This window comes from Streptomyces jumonjinensis (genome assembly GCF_009600885.1).
GTDB lineage: Bacteria > Actinomycetota > Actinomycetes > Streptomycetales > Streptomycetaceae > Streptomyces > Streptomyces jumonjinensis.
The window spans coordinates 1-10,567 of record NZ_VCLA01000079.1; the positions used below are offsets into that span (position 1 = coordinate 1).

General features: G+C 71.1%; 11 protein-coding genes. 5 read left to right on the top strand and 6 right to left on the bottom strand.

All coding sequences use genetic code 11. The annotated features are described in order from the left end of the window. The first annotated feature begins 24 nt into the window (after positions 1 to 24). From folP to FF041_RS09685, 5 genes are all read left to right on the top strand, one after another. Positions 25 to 864 carry a dihydropteroate synthase gene (gene folP / locus FF041_RS09665; RefSeq protein ID WP_228388114.1) on the top strand — a complete coding sequence of 280 codons (840 nt, stop codon included), beginning with the start codon at positions 25 to 27 and terminating at the stop codon, positions 862 to 864. Further along, a complete protein-coding gene (locus FF041_RS09670) occupies positions 861 to 1,313 on the top strand; it encodes a nuclear transport factor 2 family protein (RefSeq protein ID WP_323371326.1) in 453 nt (150 codons plus the stop codon). Before folP ends, FF041_RS09670 begins: the two co-directional genes overlap by 4 nt. Before the next feature lie 240 nt (positions 1,314 to 1,553). Next, the gene (gene folB, locus FF041_RS09675) at positions 1,554 to 1,913 is read left to right on the top strand and encodes a dihydroneopterin aldolase (RefSeq protein WP_323371325.1); all 360 of its coding nucleotides are present in this window, start codon (positions 1,554 to 1,556) and stop codon (positions 1,911 to 1,913) included. Then, positions 1,910 to 2,497, top strand: a complete 588-nt coding sequence (folK, locus tag FF041_RS09680; protein WP_153482130.1) for a 2-amino-4-hydroxy-6-hydroxymethyldihydropteridine diphosphokinase — start codon at positions 1,910 to 1,912, stop codon at positions 2,495 to 2,497. The genes folB and folK overlap by 4 nt, the downstream gene beginning before the upstream one ends. Before the next feature lie 47 nt (positions 2,498 to 2,544). Beyond that, entirely contained in the window at positions 2,545 to 3,039 is a 495-nt protein-coding gene (locus FF041_RS09685; RefSeq protein WP_323391531.1) for a DUF3180 domain-containing protein, read from the top strand. Between the two features lie 117 nt (positions 3,040 to 3,156). On the opposite strand, the gene folE is transcribed toward FF041_RS09685, so the two are convergent. The 6 genes from folE to dacB form a co-directional block, all read right to left on the bottom strand. Then, positions 3,157 to 3,762 carry a GTP cyclohydrolase I FolE gene (gene folE, locus FF041_RS09690; protein WP_153482127.1) on the bottom strand — a complete coding sequence of 202 codons (606 nt, stop codon included), beginning with the start codon at positions 3,760 to 3,762 and terminating at the stop codon, positions 3,157 to 3,159. Positions 3,763 to 3,888: 126 nt separating this feature from the next. Further along, positions 3,889 to 5,931, bottom strand: coding sequence for an ATP-dependent zinc metalloprotease FtsH (ftsH, locus tag FF041_RS09695; RefSeq protein ID WP_153522050.1), 2,043 nt, complete (start codon positions 5,929 to 5,931; stop codon positions 3,889 to 3,891). A gap of 243 nt (positions 5,932 to 6,174) precedes the next feature. Beyond that, positions 6,175 to 6,714, bottom strand: a complete 540-nt coding sequence (gene hpt / locus FF041_RS09700; protein ID WP_153522062.1) for a hypoxanthine phosphoribosyltransferase — start codon at positions 6,712 to 6,714, stop codon at positions 6,175 to 6,177. Between the two features lie 150 nt (positions 6,715 to 6,864). Beyond that, the gene (tilS, locus tag FF041_RS09705; RefSeq protein ID WP_153522052.1) at positions 6,865 to 7,965 is read right to left on the bottom strand and encodes a tRNA lysidine(34) synthetase TilS; all 1,101 of its coding nucleotides are present in this window, start codon (positions 7,963 to 7,965) and stop codon (positions 6,865 to 6,867) included. A 200-nt stretch (positions 7,966 to 8,165) separates the two neighbouring features. After that, positions 8,166 to 9,296 (bottom strand): zinc-dependent metalloprotease, encoded by a 1,131-nt coding sequence (locus FF041_RS09710; RefSeq protein ID WP_153522054.1) that lies wholly within the window; start codon positions 9,294 to 9,296, stop codon positions 8,166 to 8,168. 196 nt (positions 9,297 to 9,492) lie between these two features. Then, positions 9,493 to 10,567, bottom strand: a 1,075-nt coding sequence (gene dacB, locus FF041_RS09715; RefSeq protein ID WP_153522056.1) for a D-alanyl-D-alanine carboxypeptidase/D-alanyl-D-alanine endopeptidase, incomplete at its 5' end; no start/stop codon positions are given.

A 10,567-nucleotide genomic window follows, 5' to 3' on the forward strand; every position in this document is an offset into this window, starting at 1 on the left:
TCGGACAGGCCCTAGGCTGGGCGTATGAGTACGTTGAGCGGATTGCCGGAGTGGGATCGCTGCGCGGTCATGGGGGTCGTCAATGTGACACCCGATTCCTTCTCCGACGGCGGTCGCTGGTTCGACACCACCGCCGCCGTCAAGCGCGGCCTCGACCTGGTCTCCGACGGGGCCGACCTGGTGGACGTCGGCGGCGAGTCCACCAGGCCCGGAGCCAGCCGGGTGGACGAGGAGGAAGAGCTCCGCCGCGTCATCCCCGTCGTACGCGGCCTCGCGGCCGAGGGCGTCACCGTCTCCGTCGACACCATGCGCGCCACCGTCGCCGACCGCGCCGTCGCGGCCGGCGCCGTGCTCGTCAACGATGTCAGCGGCGGACTCGCCGACCCCGCGATGGTGCCCGCCGTGGCCTCCGCCGAGGTCCCCTTCGTCGTCATGCACTGGCGCGGCTTCAGCGAGGACATGAACAGCCGGGCGGTGTACGGGGATGTGGTCGGCGAGGTCATCGCCGAGCTGCGCGCCCGGATGGACGCGGTCGTCGACGGCGGCATCGCCCCCGAGCTCATCGTGCTGGACCCCGGCCTCGGCTTCGCCAAGGAGGCCGCGCACGATCTCGCCCTCGTCGCCCACACCCGCGACTTCCAGGCGCTCGGCCGCCCGCTGCTCGTCGCCGCCTCCAGGAAACGGTTCCTCGGCCATGTGCTCGCCAAGAACGGCGCCGCACCGCGCGCCAGGGAGCGGGACGCCGCCACCGCCGCCGTCTCCGCCATCGCCGCCTACGAGGGCGCCTGGGCCGTACGCGTCCACGAGGTGCGGGCCACCGCCGACGCGGTCCGGGTCGCGCGCGCCGTCGAGGCCGCCCGGTGAGCCGTACCGACATCGAGCTCGTCGAGGAAGCCAACACCGCGTTCTACGAAGCGATGGAGCGCGGCGATTTCGAAACGCTCTCGGGGCTCTGGCTGGACGACGACATCTCCTGTGTCCACCCCGGCTGGCCGGTGCTCTCCGGGCGTGGCGAGGTGCTGCGCTCCTATGCGCTGATCATGGCGAACACGGAGTACATCCAGTTCTTCCTGACCGATGTGAAGATCAGCCTCACCACGGACACCGCGCTGGTGACCTGTACGGAGAACATCCTCAGCGGCGGCCCCGCCGAGGAGAGCGGTGAGCTGGGACCGCTGATGGGGCAGCTGGTGGTGGCCACCAATGTGTTCCACCGCACACCGGACGGCTGGAAGCTCTGGTCGCACCACGGCTCGCCCGTGCTGACGGAGAACGGCGAGGACGACCAGCCCGAGGAGGAGTCGCCCGGCTAGGGCGTTTCGGATGGATCGGGCCCCAGGACCTCGCGCCGATCCGTACCGGCCCGGGAAGGCGTTTGACCTGGGCGGCACCGGGCAGAGGCAGAGATCGGGCCTCCCCCGGGGCCCGGCGGCGGGCCCCCTCGGGCGGGCGGTGTCGGTGCCCGCAGGTAGATTCGAATGGGCACACCGGCCGTGGAAGCGGTGATCCATGGCCGGAAGCCCACCAGACCTACGAGAGCAGGAGTGATTCGCGTGGATCGTGTCGCGCTGCGCGGCCTCAAGGCCCGCGGGCACCATGGCGTCTTCCCCCGGGAGCGCGAGGAGGGCCAGACCTTCATCGTGGACCTGGTGCTCGGCCTGGACACCCGCCCCGCGGCGGCCGACGACGACCTGGCGAAGACCGTGCACTACGGGATCGTGGCGGAGGAGGTCGTCGGGGTCGTCGAGGGCGAGCCGGTCGATCTGATCGAGACCCTCGCCGAGCGGATCGCCCGGACCTGCCTCAAGCACGACGGCGTCCAGGAGGTCGAGGTGGTGGTGCACAAGCCGGACGCGCCGATCACCGTGCCCTTCGACGACGTGACCGTCACGATCACCCGGAGCCGAGTATGAGCGACCCCACGGTGCAGCCCGTGCCCCTTTCCGTGGTCGAGCAGGTGGACGCGGCGGATGTGACCCTCTCCAACCCCCGGCGGGCCGTGCTCTCCCTCGGCTCCAATCTGGGGAACCGTCTGGAGACCCTCCAGGGCGCGATCGACGCCCTGGAGGACACCCCGGGCGTCCGGGTCAAGGCGGTCTCCCCGGTGTACGAGACGGAGCCATGGGGCGTGGCTCCCGGCTCCCAGCCGACGTACTTCAACGCGGTCGTGGTGGTGAAGACGACGCTTCCGCCCGCGTCGCTGCTGGAGCGGGGCCAGGCGATCGAGGAGGCTTTCGACCGGGTGCGGGAAGAGCGCTGGGGCCCGCGCACGATCGACGTCGACATCGTGACGTACGCGGACATGGTCTCGGACGATCCCTCGCTCACGCTGCCGCACCCCCGGGCTCATGAGCGCGTGTTCGTGCTCGCGCCCTGGTACGACGTGGACCCGGACGCATCGCTTCCGGGGCACGGCGCGGTGGCGGTGCTGCTGGCCGCGCTCGGCCGAGAAGGCATACTCGCCCGGGCCGACCTGGAACTCCGTCTGCCGGAGTAGTCGTTAGGCTCTTGGCTCGACACTGCGAACGAAGGGCGGCTCTCTCGGTGAAGCAACTACGGCTCGGTGTGCTGGCCGGTCTCTTCGCCGGGGCCGAGCTGCTGTCCTGGGCGGGCGCGCGGCTGTGGGAGTCGTTCGGGACCCTGCCGAGCGTGCCGCTGGCCGCGCCGATCGTGCTCGCGGCGATCGCGGCGGTCCTGACGGCGACGGCGCTCTCGCTGCGCACCCGGCTCAAAGCACAGCGGGAGCGCCGCCCGGGGGCGAAGGGCGTGGAGCCGCTGATGGCGGCGCGTGCCGTGGTCTTCGGCCAGGCGAGCGCGCTGGTGGCGGCGCTGGTGAGCGGGATGTACGGGGGGACCGGGGTGTTCCTGCTGGGCTCGCTGGACATCCCCTCCCGCCGGGACCAGGCGTTCTACGCCGGGTTCTCCGTGCTGGCGGGCATCGCGGTGATCGCCGCCGCCTTCTTCCTGGAGCGCGTCTGCCGCCTCCCGGAGGACGGCGAATCCAACCATGAGAACGGCCCGGGTCCGGCGCACGCCTGATCCCGATGGCCTGCGCCCGGGCCCGCGCACGCCTGACCCCGGGGCCCGCACCCGGGCCCCGATGACCTGCGCCCGGGCCCTTCTCCGGGGCCCCCGTCCGGGGGATCGGGCGGTGGCTCAGCGGGCCATGATCAGGCTCATGGCCTCGTTACGCGTCGCCGGGTCCCGCAGCTGTCCCCGTACCGCCGATGTGATCGTCTTCGCCCCGGGCTTCCGCACACCCCGCATCGTCATGCACATGTGCTCGCACTCCACCACCACGATCACACCCCGCGGCTCCAGAATCTCCATCAGCGAATCCGCGATCTGCGTCGTCAGCCGCTCCTGCACCTGCGGCCTGCGCGCGTACACATCCACCAGCCGCGCCAGCTTCGACAGCCCGGTGATCTTCCCGTCGTGCGACGGGATGTACCCGACATGGGCCACCCCGACGAAGGGCACCAGATGGTGCTCGCACGAGCTCATGACCTCGATGTCCTTCACCAGGACCATCTCGTCGTGGCCCAGGTCGAAGGTCGTCGTCAGCACGTCCTCCGGCTGCTGCCACAGCCCGGAGAATATCTCCCGGTACGCGCGCGCCACCCTCGCCGGAGTCTCCCGCAGACCCTCCCGGTCCGGGTCCTCGCCCACCGCGATCAGAAGCTCCCGCACGGCGTTCTCGGCCCGCTTCTCGTCGAACTCGCCGACCGCGCCCTCGCCGTCCAGCGTCACCGGGTCCGTCATCTGTGCCTCGTTCCTCTTGCTCTGGGCCACGCGCATACAAACGCCGCGTCCCTCCAGGCTAGAACCTGGAGGGACGCGGCGTTCATTCCGGGGCCCGTGTGACCGCTTGGCGCACGGGCCGCGCGCTCAGCTCTCCGGACGCTCCTCGGAGACCGGCTCGGTACCAGAGGTCCCGGAGGTCCCCGAGGTCTTCTCCGTCGACACGACGGAGCCGTTGCCGCCCGCCGCACCGTTCGTCAGCGCGAGTTCCTTCGGCGAGAGCACCGGAGGACGCGTCGACGGCGTACGCCGCGAGGAGCCCGTCCACGCCGGCCGGGCCGGACGCCGCACGATCGGAGCGAAGATCTCCGCGATCTGCTCCTTGCCCAGCGTCTCCTTCTCCAGCAGCTGGAGCACCAGGTTGTCGAGCACATCCCGGTTCTCCACCAGGATCTCCCACGCCTCGTTGTGCGCGGTCTCGATCAGCTTCTTGACCTCTTCGTCCACCAGCGCGGCGACCTCTTCCGAGTAGTCGCGCTGGTGAGCCATCTCGCGGCCGAGGAACGGCTCGGTGTTGTCGCCGCCGAACTTGATCGCGCCCAGCCGCTCGGTCATGCCGTACTGCGTGACCATCGCGCGAGCGGTGGTCGTGGCCTTCTCGATGTCGTTGGCCGCGCCCGTGGTCGGGTCGTGGAAGACGAGCTCCTCAGCCGCGCGCCCGCCCAGCATGTACGCGAGCTGGTCCAGCATCTCGTTGCGCGTGGTCGAGTACTTGTCCTCCTCCGGGAGGACCATCGTGTAGCCGAGGGCCCGGCCGCGGGAGAGGATCGTGATCTTGTGGACCGGGTCGGAGTTCGGTGAAGCCGCCGCGACCAGGGCGTGACCGCCCTCGTGGTACGCGGTGATCTTCTTCTCCTTGTCCGACATGATCCGGGTCCGCTTCTGCGGGCCCGCCACCACACGGTCGATCGCCTCGTCCAGCGACAGATTGTCGATCAGCTTCTTGTCGCTGCGCGCGGTGAGCAGCGCGGCCTCGTTGAGCACATTCGACAGGTCGGCGCCGGTGAAGCCCGGCGTACGCCGCGCGACCGCGCCCAAGTCGACGTCCGGAGCGACCGGCTTGCCCTTCTGGTGGACCTTGAGGATCTCCAGACGGCCCTGCATATCCGGGCGGTCGACCGCGATCTGCCGGTCGAAACGGCCCGGGCGCAGCAGCGCCGGGTCGAGGATGTCGGGCCGGTTGGTGGCGGCGATCAGGATGACCCCGCCCTTCACATCGAAGCCGTCCATCTCGACGAGCAGCTGGTTGAGCGTCTGCTCGCGCTCGTCGTGACCGCCGCCGAGGCCCGCGCCACGGTGCCGGCCGACGGCGTCGATCTCATCGACGAAGACGATCGCCGGGGCGTTCGCCTTGGCCTGCTCGAAGAGGTCGCGCACCCGGGAGGCGCCGACGCCGACGAACATCTCGACGAAGTCGGAGCCGGAGATCGAGTAGAACGGGACGCCCGCCTCACCCGCGACGGCGCGGGCGAGCAGGGTCTTGCCGGTGCCGGGCGGGCCGTACAGCAGCACGCCCTTGGGGATCTTCGCGCCGACGGCCTGGAACTTCGCCGGCTCCTGGAGGAACTCCTTGATCTCGTGCAGTTCCTCGACGGCCTCGTCCGCCCCCGCCACATCGGCGAAGGTCGTCTTCGGGGTGTCCTTGGTGATCAGCTTGGCCTTGGACTTCCCGAAGTTCATCACTCGGGAGCCGCCGCCCTGCATCTGATTCATCAGGAAGAGGAAGACCAGCACGATCAGGACGAAGGGCAGCAGGGAGAGCAGCACCGAGATGAACGGGCTCTGCTTCGACGGAGAGACGGTGTATCCCTTGGGGATGTCGCCGTTCTCGAACTTGGTCTGGAGCTTGTCGGCGAGGTCGGCGCCCTGGGTGCCGATGTAGCTCGCCTGGATCTTGTCGCTGCCCTTGACCTTCTGGCCGTCCTTCAGGTCGACCTTGATGATCTGTTCATCGCCGGTGGTCAGCTTGACCTGATCCACCTGGTTCTTGTCGATCGCCTGGACGACCTGGCCGGTGTCCACTGTCTTGTAGCCGCCCGACGAGCCGACGACCTGCATCAACACGACCACGGCGAGGACGGCCAGCACGATCCACATGACCGGCCCACGGAAGTATCGCTTCACGTCCATCCATACGGAGCGGTAATCGCCCCGTCCCTCCTGCCCGTAGGTAAATGCTGCTGTGAGAAAAGACTGTTCTTCGGACGGTACCCCAGCATCGCGGCCACGACCGCACGGTACGGGTGACAAACCCGTCCTCCCAGGGTCCAACGGCGGAAGACGCGCGTTGGTTCCCACCGGGTTCCCGCCAGGGTGAGCCGCCGGGAACCCGTCCGGGAAACCGTCCGGATCCCCTGCCGGATCCCCGGCCGGTCAGCCGCCGTAGACGTGCGGTGCGAGGGTGCCGACGAAGGGCAGGTTGCGGTACTTCTCCGCGTAGTCCAGCCCATAGCCGACGACGAACTCGTTGGGGATGTCGAAGCCGATCCACTTCACGTCGATCGCGACCTTGGCGGCTTCCGGCTTGCGGAGCAGGGTGCACACCTCAAGCGAGGCGGGCTCGCGGGATCCCAGGTTCGACAGCAGCCAGGAGAGCGTGAGCCCGGAGTCGATGATGTCCTCGACGATCAGGACATGACGGCCCTTGATGTCGGTGTCGAGGTCCTTGAGGATGCGCACCACGCCCGAGGACTGGGTGCCCGCGCCGTACGACGACACCGCCATCCAGTCCATGGTGACGGGGGTGGAGAGCGTGCGGGCGAGGTCCGCCATCACCATCACCGCGCCCTTGAGGACACCGACGAGGAGCAGATCCTTGCCCGCGTACTCCGCGTCGATCTTCGCGGCCAGCTCCGCCAGCTTCGCGTCGATCTCTTCCTTGGTGATGAGCACCGACTGGAGGTCGGTGCCCATGTCCTTCTCGTTCACGCGGTCGCTTTCTCTCTCGCCGGTTTCCGGGGCCGCCCCCGGGCCGGCGCAGAACTGCCGGGGTCCGGGGACCGGGGATCCGGGAGCCCGCGAGGGACTCCCGGTCGGCCTCAGCCGCCGTGCTCGTGCGCGGCTTCAGCCTTGCCGGATGACAAGTCTGCCACTCTGCCGACGCGCCTCGACCCGGCCCGGCAGATTGATGGCCCCCTGGCCGCGCCAGGCGGTGATCAGCCGGTCGACTTCCTCGACATGGCGGGCGAAGAGGGAGCCCGCGGGAGCGCCGGCCTCGATCACGGCCCGGCGCAGCACCCGCCGGCGGACGGCGGGCGGCAGGGCGTACAGCTTGGCGCACTCCAGCTCGCCGCTCTCGTCGCGTACGGAGGCGTCCGCGTCGGCGGCCCAGGTGTCCAGGGCGTCGGCGTCGTCGCGGGAGAGCTGCGCGGTACGGGCGAGGGCTTCGACGACGCCCTTTCCGAGCGCCTTCTCCAGGGCGGGCAGGCCCTCGTGGCGCAGTCGTGAGCGGGTGTAGGCGGGGTCGGTGTTGTGCGGGTCGTCCCAGACGGGCAGCGACTGGACCATGCATGCCTTGCGGGCGGTCTGCCGGTCGAGCTGGAGGAAGGGGCGGCGGTAGCGGCCGTACTCCCCCGAGACGGCGGCCATCCCGGACAGCGACCGGATCCCGGAGCCGCGGGCGAGCCCGAGCAGGACGGTCTCCGCCTGGTCGTCGCGGGTGTGACCGAGCAGGACGGCCGCCGCGCCATGGCGCTCGGCGGCTTCGTCGAGCGCGGCGTAGCGGGCGTCGCGGGCCGCGGCCTCGGGTCCGCCGTCGCGGCCGACGCGCACGGTGATGGCCTCGACGGGGTCGAGCCCCATGAGGGCGAGGCGGGCGGCGACTTCGGCGGCGCGGAGCGCGGAGCCGTCCTGGAGGCCGTGGTCGACGGTGACGCCGCCGGCGCGAACGGAGAGTTTTCGGGCTTCGAAGGCGAGGGCGGAGGCGAGCGCCATGGAGTCGGCGCCCCCCGAGCAGGCCACCAGCACCAGGGGGGCGGGGGCGGCGGGGAGGGGGACCCGTTCGTTCCGGGAGGCCGCGGAGGCGCAGGCGGGGGTGGCCGCCTGCCGCAGTCGCGCGACCCGGTCGGTACGGGAGGGGGTGGGGTGGCCGTGCTCGGTCAGTACGTCGTGGAGTACGCGGCGGACCGCCAGGCGTATCGCCGCGACCGCAGGATGGGGACCCATGTCCGGTGCCCTTCGTGGAGAGGGTGGGGGATGCCTCGGGCTGATGGTTCGGTCACTGAGAGTGCGTCGATGGTGACAGAACCGAGCCGTTCCCCGAGCATCGCACGCCTGCCTAGGGCCCTAGGGTCCCTCGGATGGGTGATGCTGCGCCCCCGAGGGGGCGTCCCCCGGGCCCCCGCGGGCGTGGTTACGCGACCTGTTCACGAATCCGCCCTGCGATGCACCCGTGCGACCCAGTCGGCGGGTTTGGCGATCTCCGCCTTGGTCGGGAGGGTGTTGGGTGAGGTCCATACCCGGTTGAATCCATCCATACCGACCTGGTCGACCACGGCCCGTACAAAGCGCTCTCCGTCGCGGTACTGCCGCAGCTTGGCGTCGAGCCCCAGAAGCTTGCGCAGCGCCAGATCCAGCCTGCTGGCGCCACGGGCCCTGCGCTGCTGGAACTTCTCGCGGATCTCGCCGACCGAGGGGACGACATCGGGGCCGACGCCGTCCATCACATAGTCGGCATGGCCCTCCAGCAGCGACATCACGGCGGTGAGCCGGCCGAGGATCTCGCGCTGCGCGGGGGTCTGGACGAGCTCGACGATGGAGCGTCCGCTCTCGTCCTCCTCTCCCTCGGGGCGTGCACCGGCCAGCGACTGGGCGGCCTCCCGCAGCCGCTCCAGCACCGTCATCGGGTCGACGTCCGTCTCGCCGAGGAAGGACTGGATCTCGCCTTCCAGATGGTCGCGGAGCCAGGGCACGCCGGTGAACTGGGTGCGGTGGGTCTCCTCGTGGAGACAGACCCAGAGGCGGAAGTCGTGCGGGTCGACCTCCAGCTCCCGCTCCACATGGACGATGTTGGGCGCGACCAGCAGCAGCCGTCCGCCGCCGTTGACCCCGGCGGGGAGGTCGCGGGAGGCGGGGGCGAAGGTCTCGTACTGCCCGAGCACCCGGGAGGCGAGGAACGACAGCAGCATCCCCAGCTCCACGCCGGTGACCTTGCCGCCGACCGCGCCGAGCACCGCGCCCGTGGGACCGCCGGCGCGGCGGTCCTGCATCTTGTCCAGCAGGGGCTTGAGCAGCTCGCGGAAGCCCGCCACATTGGCCTTGATCCAGCCGGCCCGGTCCACGACCAGGATCGGGGTGTCCTCGGGTTCATGACTCTCGGGGATCATGCGGGTGAACCCGCGCACATGCTCCTCGGACGCCTTGGCGTGCCGCCGCCGCTCGGCCACGACCGCACGCGCCTCGTCCTTGCTCACGTCGGGCCCTGGCCGCACGAAGCGGGTCGCGGTCGCCACCGCGAGATTCCAGTCGACCATCTCGGCACCACCGATGCTCGTCATGCGTCAACCGTACGTGGTGGGCCCGTGCGGCGGTGAGGTGTCGGGTACGCCCCGGTCGGCCCGGTCATGACCAGCGCGGCCGGGGTGCGCCGGGCCGCGCCGGAGTACGCCGGGGACGGCCGCGGCGGACCCGGGCGTACCGGAAGACGGAGAGCTACCCCCGGACAAGACGGGGCGGGCCGGTGAACGCCCCGCCTCAGGACGCCAGTGCCGAGGCCAGCCGGTCGAGCGCGTCCTGGGCCGGGTCCCGGGCCGGCGTCTTCCCCGCCAGGAAGGCGAAGGCCAACAGCCGCCCGTCCGGGGCCGCCACGGTGCCGGAGAGCGTGTTGACCCCGGTCAGCGTGCCCGTCTTGGCCCGGATCAGGCCCGTGCCCGGCGAGTCGCCGGGGTAGCGGGACTCCAGGGTTCCGTTGAAGCCCGCGACCGGCAGGCCGGTGAGGACCGTGCGCAGCTCGGGCCGGCCCGGTTCGGCGGACCGGGCCAGCAGGGCGGTGAGCAGCCGGGCCGGGAGGCGGCCCTTGCGGTCGAGCCCGCTGCCGTCCGCGAATCGCGCTCCCGCCAGCGGCACCTTCAGCCGCGCCAGTTGCTCGCGTACGGCCCGCTCCGCGCCCGCGAAGCTCGCCTTCCGGCCGCCCGCGACGGCGGTCTGCCGGGCGAGCGACTCGGCGATGTCGTTGTCGCTGTCCGTCAGCATCCGCTCGACCAGCGCGGAGAGCGGCCGGGACCGCACCTCCGCGAGAGCGCGGGCGTCGTCGGCCGCCCGGCCGGGCGCGGGCGAGGCGGTGATGCGAACACCCCGCTCCGACAGCATCCGGGCGAAGGTCCGGGCCGCCTCCCCCGCAGGATCGTCACTGCGCTCGCTGGAGCCCCGGGATTCCGCGTCGATCCGGCCCTGGTCCACCATCAGCGCGGTGACCGGGGCGAGATTGCCGTTCACGCCGATGGGGTGCATCGGATCGCCCGCGTAGAGCGAGGTGTCGTAGGCGAGCTCGACGGAGCCGGTCTTCCGCTCGCGCAGGGCGCGGGCCGTGCGCTCGGCGAGGGTGCGCAGCATGGCCCGGTCGAGGCTGGCGTCGCCGCCGCCGACCAGGGTCAGCTCACGGCCGGAGGCGACGACGGAGGTGGGGATGCGGTGATCGGGGCCGAGCGCCGTCAGGGCCGCGGCGGCGGTGGCGATCTTGATGGTGGAGGCGGGGGTCATCGGCTCCGCCTCCCCTTTTCCGTACAGCCGCCGGCCCGTGGTCGCGTCGACCACGGACGCGGTGCGCAGC

Coding starts and splice junctions, on each gene's coding strand:
- folP (WP_228388114.1), top strand. CDS start 25: ATGAGTACGTTGAGCGGATTGCCGGAGTGGGATCGCTGCGCGGTCATG.
- folK (WP_153482130.1), top strand. CDS start 1,910: ATGAGCGACCCCACGGTGCAGCCCGTGCCCCTTTCCGTGGTCGAGCAG.
- folE (WP_153482127.1), bottom strand. CDS start 3,762: ATGACGGACCCGGTGACGCTGGACGGCGAGGGCGCGGTCGGCGAGTTC.
- ftsH (WP_153522050.1), bottom strand. CDS start 5,931: ATGGACGTGAAGCGATACTTCCGTGGGCCGGTCATGTGGATCGTGCTG.
- hpt (WP_153522062.1), bottom strand. CDS start 6,714: ATGGGCACCGACCTCCAGTCGGTGCTCATCACCAAGGAAGAGATCGAC.
- tilS (WP_153522052.1), bottom strand. CDS start 7,965: ATGGGTCCCCATCCTGCGGTCGCGGCGATACGCCTGGCGGTCCGCCGC.
- FF041_RS09710 (WP_153522054.1), bottom strand. CDS start 9,296: ATGACGAGCATCGGTGGTGCCGAGATGGTCGACTGGAATCTCGCGGTG.